Here is a 22,743-nt window from a genome sequence, read left to right on the forward strand (position 1 = left end):
CCCCCCGTCCCCCTGTGTCCCTGCTCCTCCGGCCAGCGCTACAAGCAGTGCTGCGCCCCCTTCCACAAAGGCGAGGCGGAAGCCCCGGACGCCGAGCGCCTCATGCGCAGCCGCTACAGCGCCTTCGCCCTGCGCGACGCCACCTACCTGTGGAAGACGCTCCACCCCGGCCACCCGATGCGGGCCCGTCCAGAAGCGGACGTCGTGCGCGAGCTGCGCGCCTTCGCCCAGGCCCACCAGTACCCGGGGCTGGTGGTGATGGGCCACCAGCCCCCGGACGCGACGGGGCTCGCCCGCGTCCTGTTCTTCGCCAGGGTGTTCGAGAAGGGGAAGGACCAGTCCTTCGTGGAGCGCTCGGACTTCCGCCACGACGGCACCGGCTGGCGCTACCTGGACGGCGTCCTCAAGCTGCCGCGCGAGCTGAAGGTCCCCCCGGAGTCCCTCACGCTCGCCACCTTCCCGGAGGACTGACGGCACGCGGAGCGAAAATCCCCCGTCAGGATTTTCGCGGCGCTTTCGTCCCTGGGAGTGCTGCCCGGCCGGAGAGGCCCAACACGCTCTGGTAAGGCTCCCCAACGGGGGTCCGCGGTTCGAATCCGCCTATGGCATGATTGCCACGCAATGTGGCTTCTCCACTCGGGCAGCACCCCTTTTCCTCTCACCTCACCCTCGCCCCCGAGCGTCCTTGTCGAGCGACGAGAGGTCCCGGTCATCGCCGTCACCGCCCGGCGCGCAATCCGCGCCCAGTGACACGATGGCCGGCACGCCCCGGCTCAGCGTGTACACGTAGTCATTGCCCCACGGGTCGCGCGGCAGCTCGTTGAGGACGCCCTCCTCCACCAGCGGACGCAGCCCCGCGGAGGTGTCCGGCAGCTTCCCCTTCTTCATCGCGTACATCTGGAGCGCCTGCCCCAGCGAGTGGAAGTCCAGCCCCACGCGCTGCTGCTTCGCCTGGCCGAACTGGCCCATCACCGACACGCCCACGGCGGCGGCGATGAGCCCCAGGATGGTGATGACGACCATGATTTCAATCAGCGTCATGCCGCGCTGACGTCGCTGTTTCCTGTTCATGTCTGTCCTTCTGGAACGGAAGGCCCCTCTGCCTTCCGGCATGACTGCGATTGCAACCCGTGGGCCTGCCTCACTCCGCCAGCAGGCTGAGAGAGGACAGGTCCGCGTCCGGGCCCTCGCCGTCCGGAATGCCATCACGGCCGTAGGACAGGATGACCGGCGAGCCCGCCTCCACGCGGTACTTGTAGTCATGGCCCCAGGGGTCCACGGGGAGGGCTTCCAGCAAGCCCTCCTCCACGAGCACGGAGAGCCCGGCCGAAGGTGGCAGCGCGTGGCCCGTGCGCTCCTCGTAATGGGTCAGCGCCAGCAGGATGTGCCGCATGTTCCGCGCCACGCCCCGCTGCCGCTCTCCTCGCTCCATGTTCAGCATGAACGCCACCATCACGCCGTAGCCCAGGAGGACCAGCGTCGCGAGGGCCGCCACCACCCCCTGGGGCTTGAGCCGGGGAAGAAAGCCCATGTCTGTCTTTCTGGCGGAAACGTCAACCAAGACGCGTCACCCTGTCGTGTCACTCCGCGCACCGCGCGCGAAAGAGGAGGCCCGAGGCCTCACCGCGTCCCCCTGTGCAATCTCCGCACCTTCGGGCTCACGTCAGGACCGCGCCGCGCGGCTCACGTCCCCGGGCTCGCCCTGCCACGGCGTCCGCGCGCCCGGCCTCGGAGGATGAGCCCGAGCGCCAGAAGCGGCAGCAGTGCGCCAGGGGATGCCCCACCAGCCGGACTCAAGGTACATCCGGAAGATTCCGAGAGCGGGCTGGAGGGAACAGGCGAGGTCGGATCAAGGGGGATCGAGACGCCGGGATCCTGCCCCCCTGCGTCCGCCCCGATGGAGCCCGCGTCTGGAGCCGTGCCCGCGTCCGGAATGCCCCCGTCCACGGCGCCTCCCCCCGCGATGGTGAAGCGGGACTCGACAGAGGTGGAGGTGCCACCGCCGTTGTACGCGACGACGAGCCAGGTATAGGCCCCCGGCGGCAGCTCATTGCTCGCGGACAGGGCGAAGAAGGTCTGCGTCGTCTTGAAGGTTCGGACGTTCACGCCGCCCTGGCGGATGAGCAGGCCATACTCCGGCGACACCCCATCGGGGTCCGTGGGCGCTTCCCACTCGAAGTAGACGAGCCCACTCGAAAGGACCGCACCCTCCCACGGGAAGACGAGGAAGGGCACGTCGGAGGTTTGCTTCAAGGCCAACTGCATGACGGCCTGTGATGCAGCGGCGGATGCCAGAGGGGCAGCGGCGGCAGGAAGCGCGAACCCGGCCAGCAAGACGAGCGTTCCGAGAGCGCACCGCATCGGTGCAGGGGGGAGAATGGGCATTGTTCCCTGGCTTGGGGGAGGTGGGTAGAGCCCGGAGACGTGCGAACCCTGGCGATATTCATTGCCGCGCTGCTCACGTTCCTGGACTCGCGCTGAGACGGTCACAGCGGTCCCCAGTCGTACATGTTGGCGGGCTCCGCCACGAGCACCAGCCCCACGAAGCGGCCCTTGCGCACGTCGATGCGCGCCCACAGCGTCTGCCTGCAACGCGGACAGTCCCCCAGGCCGTAGGCCCAGAAGCTCCGCCCCTCCAGCCCCGCGTCAGGCCCCACCTCGCGACGCCGGTGCTGGGGCTCGCGGTCGAAGACGTCGTCGCCCTCCTGGAACCGCTCCCACTGCAGCAGCCCGATGTAGCCCTGGAACGAAAGCGCCTCCGCGGCACCGCACGACGGGCACTTCACCGGCCAGATGAACTCGTTGTACCTGCCCATCGCGCTCAGGCGTCCTCTACCGTGTGAGACACCACCCAGAGCGGCCGGTCCCCGCACTGCACCAGCAGCTCGTCCCCCTGCCGCGCCAACAGCGTGCCCGGCCGCGCGTGCGGGTCCTCGCCCCGCCACGCCCGGGTGCACTGCACGCGGACCCAGCGGCCCTCGAGCCGGGCCCTCGCGTCGCCTCGCCCCTCGCGCCATCCGGCGAAGCGGCACGCGCGCACCTTCAGGTGCACGGCCCGCGCGTCGTCGCGCCAATCCACGTTTCGGTACGAGGCTTCGAAGAAGGGCGCGAAGGTGGCGTCTTCTTCCGCCTGCCGCTCGCCCACGTCTCCGCGCGCCACGCGCTCCACCACCCCGGGCAGCAGCCGGCGCGACGCGAGCATCAGCTTCTCGAAGACGACCTCCTCCGGGTCCTCGTCCTGGATGGGGAACAGCTCCTGCGCCAGCACCGGCCCGGTGTCGAAGCTCGTGTCCATGCGGTGGAAGGTGAGCCCCAGCTCGCGAGCATCCTCCCGCAGCGCCCACCCGAGCGGACACGGCCCCCGGTAGCGGGGCAGCAACGACGGGTGCACGTTCACCGCCCCCAGCGGTGGCAGCGCCAGCACCTCTGGCGGCAGCCTCCAGGGGAAGAAGAAGCACAGGACGAAGTCCGGCCGCAGCTCCGTCAGCCGGGGCATCAGGTGGGCGCGCTCGCTCACCAGCAGCACGTCCACCGACGGCGGCGCGGCTTCAAAGAGCCGCCCCAGCTCCGCCCACCCCTCCCTGTCCAGCGGGCGCAGGCCCCGGACGCCCGCGGGCACCACCAGGGCCACCACGTCATGCCCCTGGGCCCTCAGCGCCAACGTGAAGTCGTGCGCCACGGCGGGGGCCACGGTGAGCAGCACGATGCGCCAGCCAGACGCGGCACCCGGAGTCGGCATGCCGGTGTCCTAACAATTCACCCACCGTGCGCGCCCGGCCGTGGAAATGAAAACGCGCTCGCCCCGGGAGGGGACGAGCGCGTGGGTACGACGGAGTGTTACCGGTGCGTCAGACCGCCTTCAGGCGGGGCGTGCGCGCCTTGGGGGCGGGGGCCGCGACGGCCTCACGCAGCGCGTCCTTCTTGTCCGTGCGCTCCCAGGTGAACTCCTTCTCCGCGCGGCCGAAGTGACCGTACGCGGCGGTCTTCTGGTAGATGGGCCGCAGCAGGTCCAGGTGCTCCGTGATTTCGCGCGGACGCAGGCCGAACACCTGGCGCACGGCGCGGGCGATCTGCTCTTCCGGCACGGTGGACGTACCGAAGGTCTCCACCATCACGCTGACAGGCTCCGCCACGCCGATGGCGTAGGACACCTGCACCTCGCAACGGCTGGCCAGGCCCGCCGCCACGACGTTCTTCGCGATGTAGCGGCCCATGTACGCGGCCGAGCGGTCCACCTTGGACGGGTCCTTGCCGCTGAACGCGCCGCCGCCGTGACGGCCCATGCCGCCGTAGGTGTCGACGATGATCTTGCGGCCCGTGAGGCCCGAGTCGCCCATGGGGCCGCCGATGACGAAGCGGCCCGTGGGGTTGATGAAGAACTTGGTCTTGTTGTCGATGAGCTTCTTCGGCAGGACCTTCAGGATGACGTCCTCGCGGATGGCCTCCTGGATCTTCTTGTTGGAGACGTCATCCGAGTGCTGCGTGGACAGCACCACCGCGTCGATGCGCAGCGGCTTGCCGTCCTTGTACTCCACCGTGACCTGGCTCTTGCCGTCCGGGCGGATCCACGGGTGGTTCTTGCGGCGCACCTCCGCCAGGCGGCGGGTCAGCGCGTGCGCGTAGTGGATGGGCGCGGGCATCAGCTCCGGCGTCTCGTCGCACGCGAAGCCGAACATCATGCCCTGGTCGCCGGCGCCCTGGTCCTTCTTGTTGTCCACGCCGCGCGCGATGTCCTGGCTCTGGCCCTCGATGGCCACCATGACGCCGCAGGTGTTGCCGTCGTAGCCCATGGAGCTATCGGTGTAGCCGATGCGCGTGATGGTGGAGCGGACGATCTTCGGGATGTCCACGTAGGTGTTCGTCGTCACCTCGCCCGCGACAATGGCGAGGCCCGTCTTGACGAGCGTCTCCACGGCGACGCGCGCCTGCGGATCCTTGGCGATGATGGCATCGAGCACACCGTCGGAGATCTGGTCGGCGATCTTGTCCGGGTGGCCCTCGGTGACGGATTCAGACGTGAACAGGAAGTCGGTAGGCATGTCTTCTCGGGCTTCGCGCTAATTCGGTGACGCAGCGCAGGGGGCGGACACTAAACGTGGGGTCCCAGCAGAGTCAAACCTGCCGATACACGGGTTTATTCGGTGCCAGCGCCCTTCAACCAGGCGGACCCGACGCCGCGGGTGTGCCCGCCCGCCGGATGAATTTCATGGTTCGCGCGGCGTTCTCAGGGCTACAGGACCCGCGCCCTTCTTCTGGAGGTCACCGACCCATATGAACGTGAACGCCCGCATCCGCACCCTTCCCTTCCTGGTTGCCCTCACCTTCGCAGTGCCCGCGCTCGCCGCGCCCAAGGCGTCCGAAGCCATCACCAAGCCCGTGAAGACCGTGGTGCAGTCCGTGCGCTACGAGAAGGACACCAAGGCCCTGGAGAACCTGGGCAGCGACCAGCAGGGCCTCTTCCTGCTGGGCGAAGAGTGGACCAAGGCCACGGACGCGCAGCGCAAGGAGTTCACGCAGCTCTTCCAGAGCCTCTTCGCGAAGATCGCCTTCCCCAAGGTGCGCGAGAACTTCAAGAACCTGGACTCCATCACCTACGACGAGCCGCAGGTGACGGGCGACAAGGCGCTCGTGGGCTCCACCATCTTCATCAACCACCCGCTGAAGAAGCAGGAGATGAAGCTCAAGTACTCCGTGGAGAAGGTGGGCAGCAGCTGGAAGGTCGTGGACGTGTCCGTGCTGGGCGACTCCATGCTCACCGGCATCCGCGACGACCAGGTCCGCCCGCTCTTCAAGGAGGGCGGCTGGGACGCGCTGCTCGGCGCCATGCGCCAGAAGAACAACGAGCTGGCTTCGGTGAAGGTGAAGTAATCCAGCCTGCCTCCCGCCAGGGCAGCCGGGCATCCCGGCCCTCGCCACACCTCCGGGTTCCGGGGGAGGCGCGGGCCGGGTAGGCTTGGGCGTTCCTCCTCCCCCGGAGCGCCTGGCGAATGAGTGTTTCGACCCCCGCCCCGCGGCTGCTGCTCCGGGGGGCTCCGTCCGACCGAGAGATGGACGCGTTCTGCGTCCAGTACGCCCCCCGCGCTCCGGGGCACCCCGCGGTCCGCGACCTGCTCCGGCTGTTGTCGGAGGTCCCCCAGGACGGCCTGGAGCCGCGCCTGGCGTGGGTGGAGCGGTGGATCCACTGGATGCGCGACCGCATCCCCGCCCACGGCCTCACGGAGGTGGACGACTCCGCGCTGTCCCCCGCGAACTCCCGGCTGTCCCTGCTGGTGCGCGTGCTGGAGGGCGAGAGCGCCCTGCGCGCGTCCGTCACCCGGCTGGTGGCGGGCGTGTTCGCGAGCAGCCGGGGCCTGAAGCTCTTCGCCCAGGTGGGGCTCTCCGCGGGCAACGGCTTCTTCTCCGAGCTGACGGACCGCCTGGTGCGCGGCGTGCTGCCCGCGCCGCCGGAGCCGGGCAAGTTGTCGGAGCTGCTCCTGCTCCTGTTCCCGGTGCCTGGGGACGCGAAGTGGCTGGGCGCGCTGTCCCCCCTGCTGCTGGCGCGGCTGACGGCGCTGGTGGGCGAGCCGCCCCCACCGGAGCCCACCCCGTCCTCGCGGGTGCGCGGGGACCTGATGGACGCGCTGCTGCTGTTGGGCGTGCAGGTGGCGGGGCTGGGGCTGGCGGAGGACGTGCGCGACCGCACGCCGGAGCTGTCCTTCCGCGCGTCACCCTTCCTGCGGCTGCGGCTGGTGTGTGACGCGGTGCTGGCGCGCGACGGGGCCCAGGAGGCGCTGGCGGAGCTGGCCCGCGTGGTGGAGGACTGCCGCGGCGTGGTGCGCTCCGTCACCCGGCACCTGGAGGAGTCCGGCGTCAGCGTGGACCTGGTGTACCGGCTGGAGCGCATCCGGCGCGGCCTGGACCGGATGGAGGCCATCGCCAGGGTGCTGGCCGCGCCGCGCGGTGAGCCCCGCTGGCGCGAGGTGCTGGCGCTCCTGTCGGACCTGCTGGAGCACGCGCACGCGGACCGCTCCGTGCGCGCGCTGGTGCGGCGCAACGCCCGGCTGCTGGCGCGCAAGGTCATCGAGCGCACCGGCAACACGGGCGAGCACTACATCACCTCCACGACGGCCGAGTTCCACCACATGGTGCACTCGGCGGCGGGCGGCGGACTGGTGGCCGCGTTCGCCGTCGCGCTGAAGTTCCTGCTCACCGGCCTGCCGCTGGCCCCCTTCTTCGCGGGCCTCTTCGTCGCGCTCAACTACGCCGGCGGCTTCGTGCTGATGCAGCTGCTGGGCTTCACGCTGGCCACGAAGCAGCCGTCCATGACGGCCTCCACGCTGGCGGCCGCGGTGGGCGAGGACGCGGGCCCGGACGGAGGCGCCCGGCGCATGGAGCGCCTGGAGGCGCTGGTGCCGCGCATCACCCGCTCGCAGCTGGCGGCCATCCTGGGCAACCTGGGCTGCGTGCTGCCCGTCGCGGTGGCGCTGGCGCTGGGCCTCCAGTTCCTCACGGGCCACGCCTGGCTGACCGAACAGCAGGCCCGGCACGTGGTGGAGACGCTGCACCCCTGGAAGAGCGCGACGTTGTTCTACGCCACGCTGACCGGCGTGATGCTCTGGGCCTCCAGCGTGGCCGCCGGCTGGTTCGAGAACTTCATCGTCTACCGCCGCCTGCCGGAGGCGCTGGCCCACCACCGCGTGCTGCGCGCCGTCTTCGGCGTGACGGGCGCGCGCAGGGTGGCGGACGCGCTGATGCACCACGCCGCGGGCGTGGCCGGCGGTGTCTGCCTGGGCCTGCTCCTGGCGGTGATGCCGGGCGTGGGCGGCTTCTTCGGCGTCCCGCTGGACGTGCGCCACGTCACCTTCTCGTTCGGCGCGCTGGCCTTCGCCGGGTGCGCGCTGGGCCCCTCCGCCGTGACGGAGCCGGGCTTCCTGGCGGCCGCCGTGGGCGTCCTCTTCGTGGGCGTCGTCAACTTCGGCGCGTCCTTCGCGCTGGCCCTGGGCGTGGCCCTGCGCGCCCGCGACGTGCCCCTCTTCGAAGGCGTGCGCTTCCTGGGCGCGGTGTTCCTGCGCTTCCTGCGAAACCCGCTCCCCTTCCTCCTGCCGCCCCGTGACGCGCCCGCCACGGGTGGGACCGAGGCGCGGGCCGTCCCCCTGGCCGGGCCTCCAGGGCACTGACAGGCGTCCGGGCTTTGCTTCCGGGCGGGGACGTTCGGCGATAGGGTCCCGCGCCCATGAGCGGCAATCCCTCGTCCCATCCTCCGCCCCGCCTCGCCCTTGCCTACGCAGAGATGCTGGTCCGGCGCCCCGGCACCGTCATGACCGTGCTGCTGCTGCTGCTCGGCCTGGCCGTGTGGGGCACGTCGAAGCTGACCATCAACTCCAACCAGCTGGACCTCATCTCCCAGGACCTGCAGGAGGTGAAGGACGTCAAGCGCGTCATCGACATGGTGGGCGGCAGCGGCTTCTTCATGCTCACCTTCCGCGGTGACGACGAGGCCACGCTCAAGAAGGTCGCGGACGACGTGGCCGTGATGGTGGGCAAGGACAAGGAGAACGCCCGCTCCGTCACGTACAAGATCCCCGTCGAGTTCGTGCAGAACAACATGGTCCTGTTCGTGAAGACGGAGGACCTGGCCGAGGGCAAGCGCCGCATCATGGCGTTCCTCAAGGATCAGATCCGCCGCGCGAACCCCTTCTACATTGAAATCAAGAAGACGGAGCCGGTGAAGCTGGACCTGCAGGACCTGGTCGACAAGTACTCCAGCGTTGGCAACAAGAGCATCGCGGACGACTACTACATCTCCCAGGACCGCAAGCTGCTGCTGCTCCTCATCAAGCCGATGTGGGACACCAACGAGATCGGCAAGACGAAGCAGTACGTGGACAAGCTGCGCGTGGACCTGGAGCAGTACTCCAAGGGCAACGCCTCGGGCGTGCAGCTGGTGGAGGACTACTACAAGATGGGCGACAAGAAGACGGTCGCCTACGGCTTCACGGGTTCCTACAAGACGGCGGTGGACGACTCGTACGCCATCGAGGACTCGCTCCAGCCGGTCACCATCATCGCGCTGGTCGCCATCTTCGCCATCACCATCGCGTTCTTCCGCAAGTGGGCGCCCACGCTCATCGTGGTGAGCGGCACGGTGGCGGGCACGCTGTACACGCTGGGCTTCACCTACGCGACGCTGGGTGAGCTCAACATGATCACCTCCATCCTGGGCGGCATCCTGATGGGGTTCGGCATCGACTACGGCATCCACTTCATCTTCCGCACGCGCCTGGAACTGGGCGCGGGCAAGCCCTACGACGTGGCCATCCGCGACGCGGTCATCAACGCGGGCCGCCCGGCGCTGGTGTCCGCGGTGGTGGTGGCCGGTTCGTTCTACGTGCTGATGGTGAGCGAGTTCAAAGGCTTCTCCCAGTTCGGCTTCCTGGCCGGCACGGGCACGCTGATGCTGGGCTTCACGCTGTTCTCCTGGTGCCCGGCGCTGCTGGCGCTGGCCGGCCGCAAGAACCCGGAGCTGCCGCAGAAGCTCATTGGCGTGATGAAGCCGCCGCCCGCCGTCAGCGCCACCGGCAAGGAGCTGCGCATCCCGCGCCCCGGCCTGGTGCTGGCGGTGGGCTGCGTGATTGTCGCGGTGGTGTGCGGCGCGGCCATCCCGTGGAAGAGCGGCGAGCCCCCGGCGGACGCGGGCTTCTTCGCGCGGCTGCCGTACGGCGTGCGCTTCAACTACAACACCCGCGCGCTGATGCCGGCGAACCAGCCGTCCGTGGTGCTGCAGGATGAAATCAACGCGCGCTTCAAGATCGCCAGCGACCCGCTCGCCGTCTACACCAAGGACCTGGCGGAGACGGAGGCCCTCTACAAGGAGCTGACGGCGGACCCGAAGAAGCGCCCCGCCATCTCCCAGGTGATGAGCCTCTTCACCTTCGTGCCGCCGGAGGGCATCTCCCAGGCGAACGCGAAGATCCTGGAGGAGTGGCAGGAGGAGCTGAAGGAGATCGACGTGAAGGCGCTGCCGCCGGAGACGCAGGAGAAGGCGGCCCTGTTCTTCAAGATGCTGGAGGCGCGCCCCTTCGACGTGCACAACGTGCCGGAGATCTACGCCTCGCAGTTCCGCCACCTGCCCACCACCAGCCCGGAGAACCACGGCTACCTCACGTTCATCTACCCGAGCGTGGACCTGTGGGACGGCAAGCAGATGCTCCAGTTCGCGGACCAGACGTCCTCCATCAAGGCCATGGTGACGCCGGGCAAGTTCACGCAGGGCGGCCCCACGGGCGCGCCGGTGGAGAAGGAGTTCCGCGCCGCGGGCGCCACGCAGCTGTACGCGTCGCTGGCGCGCATGGTGCTCAAGGACGCGAAGCTCACGGTCATCCTCACCGCGCTGTGGATTCTGGTGATGCACTTCGCGGACTTCCGCAACGCGAAGCTGGCGCTGGCGTCCGTGATTCCGCTGACGGTGGGCCTGGCGATGATGATGGGCTTCATGGCGCTGTTCGACCTGCGCCTGAACTTCATGAACATCATCATCCTGCCCATCCTGCTGGGCTTCGGCGTGAGCCACGGTCTGTACCTCTTGCACCGCTTCCTGGAGGGCACGTCCCCGCTGGTGGCGCTGCGCAGCGTGGGCGCGGCGGTGGCGTCCTCCACGCTCACGGCGGTGGCGGGCTTCGCGGCGCTGCTGGTGGCCAGCCACAACGGCCTGCGCTCCATGGGCCTGGTCGCCTGCATCGGCCTCATCACCACGCTGCTGGTGTCCTTCACGGTGCTGGCGGCGGTGATGCAGCTGATGCACGACAAGCGGCAGAAGGACGCGGGACGTTCGCCGGAGGGCGGTTCCGCCTCCGGCGGTGACACGTCCTCCACACGCGCCGCCTGACAGCGCGGAGGAAGCGCTTAATATCCCGCGCCGGACCTCACGGCCCCGCCTTCCCCCAAGGGAAGCGCGGGGCCGTTCTTTTCTTCGGGAGCTTCAAGCCATGGGGACGTTCAAGCGGGTGGGTGCGGTGCTGGGCCTGATGGTGCTCACGGGCTGCGCGAGCACGGTGAAGAGCCAGCGGCTGCGCCCGGACTACGCGACGGTGGACCGGCAGCAGGTGAAGCGGCTGGCGGTGGTGACGCAGCCCTTCCCGCAGGGGCAGCAGTACATTGGCGACCTGTGGAGCCTCATCGCGCGGCAGTGGCTCAACCAGAACCGGGACTACCTGGTGAAGGCCAACACGTCGCTCCCGGAGCGCCCCACGGACGCCACCTTCAAGGACCAGTGCGTGGAGGGCATCGAGGGCGTGCTCTGGCTGGACCCGGCGGTGAAGCGCGTGGGTGACGGCGCGGAGGTGGCGGTGCGCGCGCAGCTCATCCGCTGCCGCGACGGTGAGGAGGTCTGGGCCGCGGAGGCCGGCGGCAGCTGGGACTCCGAGGACAAGAAGTACGTGGAGCGCAAGGAGCAGTACGTGACGGAGCTGGGCCAGGTGGTGGAGCCCTACGTGGTGCCGTCCTACAAGCTGCTGGTGGCCACGCTGGACACGTTGCCCAATCCCGAACTGAACGACGCGGACAAGGACGAGAAGATCGACCTGGGCGAGTAGCGTCCCGCCCCGGTGGAACCCCAAGTCCTCATCGGAAGGCTGGCGTTGGCCACGCTGCTGGGCGGCGTGCTGGGCGTGGAGCGTGAGGCGCGCAACCAGGCCGCCGGGCTGCGCACGCACACGCTGGTGGCGCTGGGGGCGTGCTGCTTCACGCTCTCCAGCGTGTCCATGGAGGAGCTGCTCCGGGCGCAGGCGAACCCCAGCGGCACGCAGGTGGACGTCAGCCGCATCGCCAGCCAGATTGTCGTGGGCATCGGCTTCCTGGGCGCGGGCGTCATCCTGCGCCACGGGCACTCGGTGCGAGGCCTCACCACGGCGGCGAACCTCTGGCTGACGGCGGCGGCGGGCCTGGCCTGCGGGCTGGGCCTCTACGTGCTGGCCAGCGTCACCGTGGCCCTGGCCCTGCTGTCGCTGGTGGTGCTGCGCCCCCTCTCCCGGCTGCTGTCACCCGAGGACGGGAGGCACGCCGGGACCCCGGGCCGCGAAAACACCGAGGACGGGCCCCCCACCGGTGATGGAGAGTCCCGTCCCGAGTGATGCGTGAGCGTGAGGACGCCCGCTACTCCATCATGGGCACCAGCGCGCCCGTCAGGTCGTGCGTGTAGGCCACCGGCCGGTGCGGCGTGTCCGGGTGGCAGTGGTCGTCCTCCAGCTCCAGCGCGCCCTCCGCCAGCATGGCGCCCGGGAGGCTGGCCAGGTCCCGGCGCAGGTAGACGTCATCCCCGTCCAGGTCCTCGACGTCGGAGAAGCGCACCGGGTATTCCCGCTCGAAGATGCGCCCCTTGCCAATGGTGAAGCCGCGCGGGTCCACCGCGACGATGCCGCCGAGCGCTTCGCCGTCCCGGTCCCGCACCGTCATGCCCCGCTGAATGTCCGTTGGCTTGAACACGCTGCTGCCTCCTGCATCCGTGTCCGGCCAAACTGTGCATTCCGCCTGGAAACGGCGACCCCTCTGCTCGCATTCTCTCAGGGAGAGAGGGGCCTACACCGGCTCTGATTCCGGATCATGCACCGGTGACAGCAGCGAGCCCTCCTGGCCTCCGCTGAAGCGCCGGTCCATCTCCGTGCGCACGAAGCGCTCAATCTCCTCCGCGGTCGTCAGCTCCATGGCGCCCTGGAGCATCTCCACCGCTTCGCTCCGGCTCACCCGGCGCATCAGGCGCTTCACCACCGGAATCTGACCGGACGTCATGGACAGCTCGTCGAAGCCCAGCGCCAGCAGCACCAGGGTGAAGAGCGGGTCGCCCGCCATCTCGCCGCACATGGAGACGGGGATGTTGGCGGACTTGGCCGCGTCCACGATGCCCTGGAGCATGCGCAGCACCGACAGGTGCAGCGGCCGGTAGAGGTACGCGACCTCGCGGTTCTGGCGGTCGATGGCCAGCGAGTACTGGATGAGGTCGTTCGTCCCGATGGAGAAGAAGTCCGCCTCCTGCGCCAGCCGGTCCGCGATGGTCGCCGCGCTGGGCGTCTCCACCATGATGCCCACCGGGAAGCGCTTGCCCACCGGCACACCCGCGCGCCCCAGCGCCGTGCGGCACGCCTCCAGCTCGCTGCGGGCCTCGCGCAGCTCACTGACGCCGCAGATGAGCGGGAACATCAGGCGCAGGTTGCCGTGCACGCTCGCGCGCAACAGGGCCCGCAGCTGGACGCGGAACAGCTCCCGGTTGGACAGGCAGTAGCGGATGGCCCTCAGGCCCATGGCCGGGTTGGGTTCCTTCTCGTGCTTCGTCTTGCCCGGCACCTTGTCGCCGCCCAGGTCCAGCGTGCGGATGGTGACGGGGCGGCCCCCCATGGCCTCCAGCACCTGCTTGTACGCGCGGTAATGCTCCTCTTCCGTGGGCGCCGTCTTGCGGTCCAGGAACATGAACTCCGTGCGGTACAGGCCAATGCCCTCCGCGCCGTGCGCCAGCAGCGAGGGGATCTCCTCCAGGAACTCCATGTTGCCGTTGAGCCGGATGCGGAAGCCGTCCGTGCTCACCGCGGGCTGGTCCTTGGTGGCCAGCGCCAGCTGCTCGCTCTCCAGGTAGCGGCGCTGCTCTTCCCGGAACAGCGCCAGCTGGTCCTCCGTGGGGTTCACCAGCACCACGCCGCGCGTGCCGTCCATGGCGACCAGGTCGCCCGGGGAAATCTGTTCGCTCGCGCGCCCCGCGCCCACCACCGCGGGCGTCTCACGCGCGCGGGCGACGATGGCGGTGTGGCTCGTTTGTCCGCCCAGGTCGGTGACGAAGCCCGCCACGCGGCCGCTGCGAGCCATCATCGCAGCGTCCGCGGGCGGCAGGTCATGCGCGACGACAATGGCCTCCGCGGGCACCTCCACGTCCTCGTCCACCACCTGGCCCATCAGGTTGCGGATGATGCGGTCCGCCACGTAGTCCACGTCCGAGCGGCGCTCGCGGAAGTACTCGTCCGGGATGTTGTCGAAGAGGTGTTTGATTTTCCGGGCCGTGCGGCGGACGGCCCATTCCGCGTTGATGCGGTCCTCCACGATGAGGCGGTTGACCTCGTCCACGAGCATGGGGTCGTGGAGCATCAGCCGGTGCGCTTCCAGGATGAGGGCGTGGTCACTGCCCTCCGTGCGCGTAATCTGGTCCTTCAGCTCCGCGAGCTGGCGGTCGGACAGGTCGATGGCGGTCTTCATCCGCATCCGCTCGGGTTCCACCTCCGCGTCCGCCAGGCGCAGCTTGGGGGTGCGGATGCGCTTCCGGTCCAGGATGAAGGCGTGGCCCACCGCCACGCCCGGAGAGGCGCCGATGCCCGACAGCCTGAGTGTAGGGGTGGCCTGGCTGCTCACGGTTTTTCTGACCTCTAGGGGAGTCTACCTCCCCTTTCGACGCTCACTGCGCTTCGCCAAACCGGTCCTCGATGAGCTTTTTCAATTCGGACAGGCAGGCCTCGGCGTCCTCGCCCTTGCAGGTGAGGGTCACCTGGGTGCCCTGGGCCGCCGCGAGCATCAGCACGCCCATGATGGACTTGGCGTTGGCGCGCTGCCCGGAGGCCTTGATGGTGACATCGCTCTTGAAGCGGTTGGCCACCTTGACCATCTGCGCCGCGGCCCGGGCGTGCAGCCCCAGCGCGTTGATGATCTCGAAGGTTCCCTCGGCTTCACTCGCCATCGTGCGACTCCCGCTTCACTCGACTGTTCGTACTCACAGAAAGGCGCCCGCCGCGCAGGCCAATCCCGCCGCGACGTAGAGGACCACGTAGGTGGGGACGCGGCGGTTGACGGCCACGTACGCCAGCACGCCCACCGCCAGGCACCCCACCGCCAGGAAGGGCGCCCACGTCCCGCCCGCCGTCGCCCCGAAGCTCACCGCCAGCCACGCGGCCAGGCCGCCCGCGCTCGCCGCCGCCACGCCCCTCAGCCGGGCGCCCTTGGCGGGAAGGTTCACCCGCGCCACGGCCTCCACCAGACGGTCTCCCAGACTCAGGCCCAGCCAGTACAGCCGGATGCGCAACAGCAGGTGCACCAGGTTGTAGAGCACCAGGAAGAGCAGCACCGCCCAGACGCCCAACAGCGGCACCATGGCCGCGCACAGCCCGCCCACCGCGGGCTTGAGGGACAGCCAGAAGAACCCGTCCCCCAGCGCGGCGAGCGGCCCCATCAGCGCCGCCTTGAAGCCCACCACGCGGTCCGGCGTCTCCTCCCCCCGGGCAATCTTCTGCTCGTGGTTCACCACACCGCCCACGATGGCCGCCGCCACGTACGGGTGCGTGTTGAAGAAGACCAGGTGCCGGCGCACCGCCGTCTCGCGCAGCGGGCCCGGCGGGTACAGCTTCGCCAGCGCCGGGTACACGGCGTACGCGAGCCCCAGGTTCTGCATGCCCTTGGGGTTCCACGACGCCTGGAGGAAGAGCGAGCGCAGGAACACGCGCAACAGCGTGCCCCGCGACAGCCGCGTGGGCGGCGTGAAGGCCGGCGCGGCCGGAGGCGCGGAGGCGGCGGACGCAGGTGTGGGCGTGGGCGTCGTGCTCAAGGCCGCTGCTCCTGCAGCTGCACCAGCACCACCGCCGCGGTGACGGCCGCCGCGGCCAGGCCCGCGTACAGGGGCGCGCGCTTCGCGTGGCTGGACTGCGCCGCGATGGCCGCCGCCACGGACGCCATGGCCGGGTACGCCCAGGCCAGCCCCCGCACCAGCGGGTGCGGCAGCGCCACCATCACCGGCTCCAGGAAGTAGCCCGCCATCGCGCACGCGCCGGTGATGGCGCCGTACGACAGGAAGTGCGGCCACATGCCCCACAGGTTCTGCCGCATGGCGCGGTTCAGGTTGCCCGCTTCCGCGGAGGCCAGCGCCACGCGCGCGAGCCGGGCGGAATAGCCCTCCAGCAGCCGGTCCAACCGGCGCCCCACCCGCCCCAGCCCGATGAAGAGCAGCACGGCCAGCGACCAGATGGCCGGCGTGGAGCCCGCGCCGGTGGCGGCGGTGAGGGTGGCGGCGGCGGCGGCGGTGCCGGTGGCCGCGAGCGTGTCGTTCTCCGGCAGGGAGGCGCCCAGGTTGGCGGTGCCCAGGTAGAACAGCTCCAAAAGCATGCCGACGGACAGGCCCCCGCCCACGTCACCCAACAGGGCGCCCATGAACGTGGCGGCCACCAGGGGCCGAGACAGCATGGCCTGGAGGAACGCCTTGCGCTCCACGGCCACCAGCCCCCCCCAGAGACACGCGAGCGCCACCTGGGTCCAGCCGACGTTCACCGGCTCACCCGGCCTTCGACCAGCGCTCGGTCAGGTCCGGCAGGTCCACGGACTTCTCCGCAGGCACGGCGCGCGCCTCCACGCGCACGCCCTGCGCGGACAGCTGCTGCAGGGCCTGCAGCTCTCCTTCCGCCAGGAAGACGGACGGCGACACCTGGCGCCTTCCGGTGCCGAAGTGCACGTTGCCCAGGTTGAGCTGCTCCATGGCCAGCCCGTGCTGGAAGGCGAAGGGCACGGAGGCCACGTCCCTCAACAGCACCAGGGTGCGCACGCCGTCCTTGGACAGGGCGGCGAAGTCCACCTGGGCCAGGGGGAGGATCTGCACCTCGATGGCGCTCTGCACGGCGAGCGCCATGGCGGCACGGATGAGGGGACTGGAGGCCGCCTCATCGTCCGCCACCACCACTCGGGACACCTTGAGGTGCGGAAGCCAGGCTTCGACGACCTGACCATGGATGAGGCGGTTGTCGACGCGGACCAGGGTGATCACGGCAGTCTCGAATCGCCGACCCGTACGGGTCCGTCAAGTTCGCGGCTGCTGCTGAGCCTCGCGAAGCAGGGCGGATGCACAGGTGATGTTGCGCTGGCCGTACGACGCCAGCTGGTTGGCCATGTCCGACAGGGCCATCTGCTCCGAACGGAGCGAGTTGGCCTTCAGCAGCATGGGCAGATTGACGCCGGCCAGGACTTCCAGATTCATCCGCTGACACATCATCAGCGATTCCTTGCAGGGAGTACCTCCGAAGAGGTCGGCCATGATGATGACCCCGTCCCCTTCGTCCACGGTCTTCACGGCCTGCTTCATCTTGGCGCGGAGGTCCTCGACGGGAGCCCCCGGTTCGATGTTGCAGGTGGCCACGGCGGGCAGCTTGCCCACGATCTGTTCAGCGGTAGAGACAAGCTCATCCGCGAGACGCCCGTGCGATGCGATGACGAGGCCGACCATTGATCACCCCTGAGCCACTTCCCGGGAGATTTGCGTCCTACGCCCATCAACGACCGGACGCAACTCCGGCGAAGTTTTCCGCCTGCACCTGGGAACTGCTTCCCCAACGACTTCGCTTCGAAGGTAAGGCGACTGCGCCCACCATGCCTGGAATTTCAGGTCCGGGGAAGGGACACGGTGTCGTCTGCCGGACGGGGAGCCGGGCGCGGTCTCCCCACGCTCTAGTGGATGCGCGGCGAGGCCCCACGGTTGCGTGCCCTGGAGTGCGAGTCCGGTGTCCCCGCTCGGTGGGTAGGAAGCCGACCGTGCCATCACGTGGGAGTGGCTGTATCACCCGGAAATCCATGGAGGGCCCGCGAGGTCCATCGATACTCGGGGCGTCCTGGTTTCCTGGGACCTGTCGCATTGGGTTGAGGTGTCTCAGTGGACGACCAGGCGAGCGCTCTGCTCCGCCGGCCGGATGCGGGCGGTGGCGCCGGCGCCGAAGGTGAGGAAGTCCTCCTCCATGCCGTCGCTGAAGATGACGCCGCCCTGAGGCATGCGGGACTCGAGCACCAGCTCCTGCCCGGCGGTGACGAAGCCGCCGACGATGTCCGCGCCGGAGTGGCGGCTGACGAAGGGCTCGCGCACGACGAAGGCGAGCTTCGCGTCCTCCCAGCCGAGCGACCAGGGCTTCCCCGGCGTGCCGCCCGTGCACCGGGTGAGCCCCTGCGCGAGCGCGAACACGGACGACAGCCACCCGCTGGAGCCCGCGCCGGTGGACACGAGCACGCCGCTGGAGGACTGCGACTCCTCCTTGCCGCCGTAGCGGACCTGGTAGCGGGCGGACACGTGCGTGCGCGCGCCGATGAACAGGTCGTTGAAGGCGAGCAGCCGCTGCCCGTCCTGCAGCCGCGCCTCCGCCAGCTGCACCTGGCGCACCCTCGCGCGCCCCTCCAGGGTGCGCTGCACGGCGCCCCGGGCGTCCTTCGGGAGGAAGGGCAGGAGCACGCCGTCGAAGCGCTCCGGATCCGGGTTGACGCCCACGAGCGGCTGGCTGCCCACGTACTTGGCCACGTTGGCGACGAGCCCGTCCTGCCCCACCGCCACCACCACCTCCTTGCCGGTGAAGAGGAAGGTGGGCACGAGCGAGCGGTCCACCTGCTGCACCGGCAGCCCCACGTCCAGCTGGGAGCGCAGGCCGTCCACGGCGCGGCGGTAGGTGTCGTCCTCCGCCTCGAAGCCGTGGAAGTCCTGGCCGTTGTGCTCCACGTAGAACCTGGCCTGCTTCTTCGTGTTGAAGCGGACCACCAGGTCCGCCAGCCGCGTCTTGCGCGTGACGAGGACGACCTTCTCGAACATGGCGTGACTCCTTCAGCGCTCGAAGTGCTGGACGTCCGCGCGGCCAGGCTTGTTCGGCTTCTGCGCGGGGCCAGAGGTCGCGGGCAGGAGCGAGCGCAAGAGGTCCGGCGACACGTTGAGCTCGCCGATGCGCTGCGCGTTCTCGCCCATCTCGCGGAAGGCGAGCGCGATGTGGAGCGCGGGGTCGCCGCCGTTGGCGGACGTGGCCAGCAGCGTCTTCCAATCCACGTTCTTCACCGGCTCCAGCGTCTTCTCCAGGGTGTACGCGCGCGCGTCCGCGGACTGGCGCTCGTTCTGGGCCCAGCGCTCCATGAGGGCGGCGCGCTGCTCCTCCACCGCGATGTCCGCGGCCATCTTCGCCTCGCGAATCTGGCGCTGGCGCTCCTCCACCACCAGCTCCGTGGCCAGCTCGCTCTCCTTGATGCGCCGCTCCTGCTCCACGGCCGCGTTGCGGCGGGCGTAGATGGCCTCATCCGCCTCCCGCTGGAGTCCTTCACGCGCGGCGGCCTCCAGGGCGCGCGCCATCTCCGGCGTGGGCTGGATGGAGAGCACGGAGAAGGCCATCACGTGCACGCCCAGCGCCTTCACGGATTCCGCCTCCGCCAGCGCCGCCAGCACGCGGGACTCCAGCAGGTCGGAGCGCACCAGCACCTCGCGCAGGCTCAAGGACTGCACCACCGCGCGGGCGCGCACCTGCGCGGCCTGCACCAGCCGGTCCGCCAGCTTCTCCGGATCATCGGAGCGGTGCCGCCCCGACGGCGTGATGGAGTAGTCCAACAGCCCCGCCAGCCGGCGCGGATCCTCCACCCGGTAGGTCAGCTGCCCCTGGATGGTCACCGGCTGGAAGTCGCGGGTGACCTCGTTGAAGGCGAACGGGACGTCCGCGCTGGACAGGGGCACCGCCACCAGCGTCGTCGCGGGCTTCCAGTAGAGGAAGGACAGGCCCGCGCCCTCCCGGACCACCTCGCCGTCCCGGTACTGCATCACGTACGTGGTCGGCGTTGACTTCATGTACCCGATGAACATCCGCGCATCCCCCTCACCTGCTGCGTTTGTGTAAGTTGGACACCATCTTAGTGTCGTAATTACACATTCGCAACAGGGAGTGCGGGAAAGCGGTGGACGGGGTGGGCCCGGGCGGCCTTGAATCGGGGGCATGACGCGCAAGCTCGGGGAGCAGTTGGTCCTGGATGGAGTGCTGACGCCGGAGCTGTTGTCCCGGGCGCTCGCGCGGCAGCAGGAGACGGGGCTGAAGCTGGGCGAGTGCCTGGTGCGGCTGGGCGTGGACGAGACGCCGGTGCTGCGGCTGCTGGCGCAGGAGCTGAAGACGCGCTTCGTGTCCACGGAGAAGCTGGCGCAGGCGAAGGTGGAGCCGGCACTGCTGGAGCGGGTGCCGGTGCGGCTGGCGGAGGGCTTCGACTTCATGCCGCTGCGGCTGGCGCAGGACGTGCTGTACGTGGCCATCTCCGAGCCGCAGCGGCAGCGGGCGCTGGAGGAGATCGCGAAGACGGTGGGCGTGGCGCAGGTGCTGCCGTTCGTGGCGGTGCGCCGGTCCATCCGCGCGGCCATCCGCAAGCACTACTACGCGGACGCGCACGCCTTCGAGCACCCGCCGGAGGACCTGGTGTGTCCGCACTGTGGCGCGTCGTGCAAGCCGGGGGACTTCCAGTGCGCGCGCTGTGAGCTCTTGCTGGTGCGCAGCGTGGAGGACCTGCCGCCCCGGGACAACGTGTCGCTGGTGCGCGCGCTGCTCACGCAGCCGGAGCAGACGGGGGCGCGCGGCGTGCCCAAGCCGCCGCAGCAGGAGGCGACGCGGGTGGTGACGTTCCAGGCGCAGGCCCAGGCGAAGACGAAGGGGCCGCCGGTGCGTCCGGTCATCGTCGCGGGGCTGGACCTGGTGAACCGGCCGTTGAGCCCGTTCGAGGCGTACGTGCTGTCGTTCGTGGACGGGCGCACGGCGCTGTCGGACATGGCGATGATCACCCAGGTGACGGAGCTGGAGCTGCGCGCGGTGTTCGAGTCGCTGTCGGAGCGCGGCGTGACGAAGCTGGTGGGCACGCTGGCGTCGGCGGAGGCGTCGTTCTCCGGGGACGGCACGCCCGTGTTCGACCGGAGTGAGCCGAAGCCGCCGCCGTCCGCGAAGGCAGGGGCGGCCCGTGCTCCGGCGGCCAGGCCTTCGGTGTCGCTGGCTTCGACGCTGACGGCGAAGCCTCCTCCGGTGGCGCCGGCTCCTCCAGTGCCCAAGGTGGAGGATTCGCAGGAGCAGGTGCTTCAGCGCGTGGTGCGGCTGGAGCAGGCGGGGAAGATGGCGGAGGCCCTGGACCTGCTGGAGCGCAGCATCGGGCTCTTGCCGAAGCCCGCGCCGCTCTACAACCGCATGGGGATGATCCTCCTGAACCACCAGCGCGACTACGAACGCGCCAGTGAGTTCTTCCAGAAGGCTTCGGACCTGGAGCCGGAGAGCAGCGTCTACACGATGAACCTGTACTCCGTGCTGGCCCTCCGGGCCGAAGCCACGAACGCGGGACAGAAGAAGCCCCGGCGCTGAAAGAGGAGTCCATGCCCTCCCCTGCTGAAGCGTACCTGCTGGACTTCCATGCGCGCCTCGCGGGCGTGACGTCGCGGTGGTTCGGTTCGTCTCCGGTGCAGCGGAATGGAGAGACGGCGGCCTCCAGCTACGCATTGCTGGAGGCGGTGGTTCCAGCCGACGGTCCGCTGACGGTACTCGACGTGGCGTGTGGGGATGGGCACCTGCTGGAGCTGCTGGCCCGGAGGAAGCAGCCCGGGCTGTCACTGCTGGGGCTCGACATGAGCGAGCATGAACTGGCGGCGGCGCGTGCCCGGCTGGACGGGTCAGCGACGTTGGTTCATGGGCGGGCGCAGTCGCTTCCGTTCGGGGATGCCAGCGTGGATGTCGTGCTGAGCCACCTGGCGCTGATGCTGATGGACGACGTGGAGACCGTGCTCGCGGAGTTCCGGCGCGTGCTGAAGCCGGGTGGACGGGTGTCCGTGGTCGTGGGCGGTGGAGACCTGGCGCCGGACAACGCGCTGAGGGTGTTCGCCGGACTCATGAAGTCCCGCCAGGGCACGGAGCCTCCCCTGATGCTGGGAGACATACGGGTCCGCTCCGAGGACGGATTGCGCACGCTCTTCGCAGAGGGCTTCGTGGACGTCACGGTGCAGTCCCTCTCCGTGCAGGGTGATGGGTCTCCTCAGGAGGTCTGGGAGTCGCTGTTCACGACGTATGACGCGGACCGCTTGTCTCCGGAGGCCCGGGCGTCGCTCCAGGAATCATTCCTTCAGGCCGTGCAACCGCTGCGGCGTGCGGATGGGAGCGTTCCGCTGAGCTGGGGCATGCGGCAGCTGACGGCGACCCGGGCATGAGCATTCCCAGGAAGGGCACCCGCCGGGTTCGCTTCGGTGAGACTGATTACGACTGGCGCATCCGGAAAACGCCCACGTACTCCCAAGGCGTCGCTGATTCGCCCATGCTCCTGGCAGTCCAGGCCAGCGAGGAGGTCCCGCGGCGCGTGCTCGTCGTCGACCTTGGCGTCAGCCGGCCGGATAACTGGATGGCTCCGCATCAGACCGGCGTCACTCCGGGCATGGTTCGCGACATCATCCGGCGGGCACTCGCAGCGGGATGGAGTCCCCTGGGCGCGGGTCCTCCCTTCCGCTTCGACTACCGCGTGGTGAGGGAGACCATCGGGACAATCTTCCCAGAGCCCAAGCCCAAGAAGACCGAGCCCCAGCGCGTCAGGAAGACCCGGGTGATGCGCAAGCTGAACAAGCCTGTCAGCCGCGACTCCAGGCGTCCTGCATCACGTTGAATTGAAGCCCTGATCAGTTCCCGGGCGTCCACGGGACGACGTGCAGGGTGTTGCCGTCCTCCTGGGGCTTCGTCTCGTGGAGCGTCATCGCGTCGCGCGTGTGATGCACGATGAGCGAGTGGACGGGCAGCCCCGGCATGGCTTCCGTCAGCCACGCGTAGCCCTCCTCGGGGGTCTTCGCCTCCAGGACGCAGACCGCGGCGTGTCCCGTGAACGCGGCGTTGCAGAGCATCTGCATGTCCTCCAGCGTTCGCACCTCGTCCGCGAAGACGAGGTCCGGGTCCTGCCTCAGGAACGAACGCAGCGCCTGCGCCAGCATCAGCTCCCCGCCCACCTTCACGACGCCAATGGCCCCTCCCGGCC

25 protein-coding genes are annotated in these 22,743 nt (G+C 69.6%); 9 read left to right on the forward strand and 16 right to left on the reverse strand.

What is annotated here, in order from left to right:
• A partial coding sequence (locus D7X96_RS33250) for a YchJ family protein (RefSeq protein ID WP_244219810.1) occupies positions 1 to 471 on the forward strand: 471 nt, incomplete at its 5' end.
• Between the two features lie 192 nt (positions 472 to 663).
• On the opposite strand, the gene gspG is transcribed toward D7X96_RS33250, so the two are convergent.
• From gspG to metK, 6 genes are all read right to left on the reverse strand, one after another.
• The gene (gene gspG / locus D7X96_RS33255; RefSeq protein ID WP_121771565.1) at positions 664 to 1,071 is read right to left on the reverse strand and encodes a type II secretion system major pseudopilin GspG; all 408 of its coding nucleotides are present in this window, start codon (positions 1,069 to 1,071) and stop codon (positions 664 to 666) included.
• A 70-nt stretch (positions 1,072 to 1,141) separates the two neighbouring features.
• On the reverse strand, positions 1,142 to 1,531 hold the full coding sequence (locus D7X96_RS33260) for a type II secretion system protein GspG (protein ID WP_120553020.1): 390 nt from the start codon (positions 1,529 to 1,531) through the stop codon (positions 1,142 to 1,144).
• Between the two features lie 152 nt (positions 1,532 to 1,683).
• Positions 1,684 to 2,253, reverse strand: a complete 570-nt coding sequence (locus D7X96_RS33265; RefSeq protein ID WP_147442996.1) for a hypothetical protein — start codon at positions 2,251 to 2,253, stop codon at positions 1,684 to 1,686.
• 233 nt (positions 2,254 to 2,486) lie between these two features.
• Positions 2,487 to 2,816 carry a hypothetical protein gene (locus D7X96_RS33270; protein ID WP_120553018.1) on the reverse strand — a complete coding sequence of 110 codons (330 nt, stop codon included), beginning with the start codon at positions 2,814 to 2,816 and terminating at the stop codon, positions 2,487 to 2,489.
• A gap of 5 nt (positions 2,817 to 2,821) precedes the next feature.
• The gene (locus tag D7X96_RS33275; protein ID WP_121771566.1) at positions 2,822 to 3,739 is read right to left on the reverse strand and encodes a methionyl-tRNA formyltransferase; all 918 of its coding nucleotides are present in this window, start codon (positions 3,737 to 3,739) and stop codon (positions 2,822 to 2,824) included.
• Between the two features lie 109 nt (positions 3,740 to 3,848).
• Positions 3,849 to 5,039: a methionine adenosyltransferase gene (gene metK / locus D7X96_RS33280; protein ID WP_120553016.1), complete on the reverse strand. Its 1,191-nt coding sequence runs from the start codon at positions 5,037 to 5,039 to the stop codon at positions 3,849 to 3,851.
• Positions 5,040 to 5,277: 238 nt separating this feature from the next.
• Between metK and D7X96_RS33285 the strand changes: the two genes are divergently transcribed.
• The 5 genes from D7X96_RS33285 to D7X96_RS33305 all read left to right on the forward strand — a co-directional run bounded on the left by D7X96_RS33285 (position 5,278) and on the right by D7X96_RS33305 (position 12,107).
• A complete protein-coding gene (locus D7X96_RS33285; RefSeq protein ID WP_120553023.1) occupies positions 5,278 to 5,868 on the forward strand; it encodes a Tgt2/MlaC family protein in 591 nt (196 codons plus the stop codon).
• A 119-nt stretch (positions 5,869 to 5,987) separates the two neighbouring features.
• Positions 5,988 to 8,156: a site-specific recombinase gene (locus D7X96_RS33290; RefSeq protein WP_121724094.1), complete on the forward strand. Its 2,169-nt coding sequence runs from the start codon at positions 5,988 to 5,990 to the stop codon at positions 8,154 to 8,156.
• 56 nt (positions 8,157 to 8,212) lie between these two features.
• The gene (locus tag D7X96_RS33295; protein ID WP_121771567.1) at positions 8,213 to 10,864 is read left to right on the forward strand and encodes an efflux RND transporter permease subunit; all 2,652 of its coding nucleotides are present in this window, start codon (positions 8,213 to 8,215) and stop codon (positions 10,862 to 10,864) included.
• Between the two features lie 100 nt (positions 10,865 to 10,964).
• Complete coding sequence (locus D7X96_RS33300; protein ID WP_120551827.1) at positions 10,965 to 11,570, forward strand: MXAN_6521/LA_1396 family lipoprotein; 606 nt, start codon at positions 10,965 to 10,967, stop codon at positions 11,568 to 11,570.
• A 12-nt stretch (positions 11,571 to 11,582) separates the two neighbouring features.
• Entirely contained in the window at positions 11,583 to 12,107 is a 525-nt protein-coding gene (locus D7X96_RS33305) for an MgtC/SapB family protein (RefSeq protein ID WP_120551828.1), read from the forward strand.
• 22 nt (positions 12,108 to 12,129) lie between these two features.
• Here D7X96_RS33305 and D7X96_RS33310 read toward each other — a convergent pair whose 3' ends face one another.
• From D7X96_RS33310 to D7X96_RS33350, 9 genes are all read right to left on the reverse strand, one after another.
• Complete coding sequence (locus D7X96_RS33310; protein ID WP_120551829.1) at positions 12,130 to 12,459, reverse strand: hypothetical protein; 330 nt, start codon at positions 12,457 to 12,459, stop codon at positions 12,130 to 12,132.
• Positions 12,460 to 12,552: 93 nt separating this feature from the next.
• Positions 12,553 to 14,364, reverse strand: a complete 1,812-nt coding sequence (ptsP, locus tag D7X96_RS33315; protein WP_120551830.1) for a phosphoenolpyruvate--protein phosphotransferase — start codon at positions 14,362 to 14,364, stop codon at positions 12,553 to 12,555.
• A 43-nt stretch (positions 14,365 to 14,407) separates the two neighbouring features.
• Positions 14,408 to 14,686 carry an HPr family phosphocarrier protein gene (locus tag D7X96_RS33320; protein WP_120551831.1) on the reverse strand — a complete coding sequence of 93 codons (279 nt, stop codon included), beginning with the start codon at positions 14,684 to 14,686 and terminating at the stop codon, positions 14,408 to 14,410.
• 33 nt (positions 14,687 to 14,719) lie between these two features.
• Positions 14,720 to 15,466, reverse strand: a complete 747-nt coding sequence (locus tag D7X96_RS33325) for a PTS system mannose/fructose/sorbose family transporter subunit IID (protein ID WP_120551844.1) — start codon at positions 15,464 to 15,466, stop codon at positions 14,720 to 14,722.
• A gap of 77 nt (positions 15,467 to 15,543) precedes the next feature.
• A complete protein-coding gene (locus tag D7X96_RS33330; RefSeq protein ID WP_120551832.1) occupies positions 15,544 to 16,263 on the reverse strand; it encodes a PTS sugar transporter subunit IIC in 720 nt (239 codons plus the stop codon).
• A gap of 4 nt (positions 16,264 to 16,267) precedes the next feature.
• Positions 16,268 to 16,753 (reverse strand): PTS sugar transporter subunit IIB, encoded by a 486-nt coding sequence (locus tag D7X96_RS33335; RefSeq protein WP_120551833.1) that lies wholly within the window; start codon positions 16,751 to 16,753, stop codon positions 16,268 to 16,270.
• A gap of 33 nt (positions 16,754 to 16,786) precedes the next feature.
• Complete coding sequence (locus D7X96_RS33340; RefSeq protein WP_120551834.1) at positions 16,787 to 17,209, reverse strand: PTS sugar transporter subunit IIA; 423 nt, start codon at positions 17,207 to 17,209, stop codon at positions 16,787 to 16,789.
• Positions 17,210 to 17,629: 420 nt separating this feature from the next.
• Positions 17,630 to 18,550 (reverse strand): diacylglycerol kinase catalytic domain-containing protein, encoded by a 921-nt coding sequence (locus D7X96_RS33345; protein WP_121771568.1) that lies wholly within the window; start codon positions 18,548 to 18,550, stop codon positions 17,630 to 17,632.
• A 12-nt stretch (positions 18,551 to 18,562) separates the two neighbouring features.
• The gene (locus tag D7X96_RS33350) at positions 18,563 to 19,576 is read right to left on the reverse strand and encodes an SPFH domain-containing protein (protein WP_120551836.1); all 1,014 of its coding nucleotides are present in this window, start codon (positions 19,574 to 19,576) and stop codon (positions 18,563 to 18,565) included.
• Between the two features lie 130 nt (positions 19,577 to 19,706).
• Here D7X96_RS33350 and D7X96_RS33355 point away from each other — a divergent pair, with 130 nt between their 5' ends.
• From D7X96_RS33355 to D7X96_RS33365, 3 genes are all read left to right on the forward strand, one after another.
• Positions 19,707 to 21,098, forward strand: coding sequence for a GspE/PulE/PilB domain-containing protein (locus tag D7X96_RS33355; RefSeq protein ID WP_121725147.1), 1,392 nt, complete (start codon positions 19,707 to 19,709; stop codon positions 21,096 to 21,098).
• A gap of 11 nt (positions 21,099 to 21,109) precedes the next feature.
• Positions 21,110 to 21,934 (forward strand): class I SAM-dependent methyltransferase, encoded by an 825-nt coding sequence (locus D7X96_RS33360; protein ID WP_121725148.1) that lies wholly within the window; start codon positions 21,110 to 21,112, stop codon positions 21,932 to 21,934.
• Positions 21,935 to 22,038: 104 nt separating this feature from the next.
• Positions 22,039 to 22,380 carry a hypothetical protein gene (locus D7X96_RS33365; RefSeq protein WP_147468452.1) on the forward strand — a complete coding sequence of 114 codons (342 nt, stop codon included), beginning with the start codon at positions 22,039 to 22,041 and terminating at the stop codon, positions 22,378 to 22,380.
• 13 nt (positions 22,381 to 22,393) lie between these two features.
• Here the strand turns inward: D7X96_RS33365 and D7X96_RS33370 are convergent.
• Positions 22,394 to 22,743: ATPase, T2SS/T4P/T4SS family (locus D7X96_RS33370; RefSeq protein ID WP_167510911.1), on the reverse strand; the 350-nt coding region annotated here is incomplete at its 5' end.

Source organism: Corallococcus interemptor, from assembly GCF_003668875.1.
GTDB lineage: Bacteria > Myxococcota > Myxococcia > Myxococcales > Myxococcaceae > Corallococcus > Corallococcus interemptor.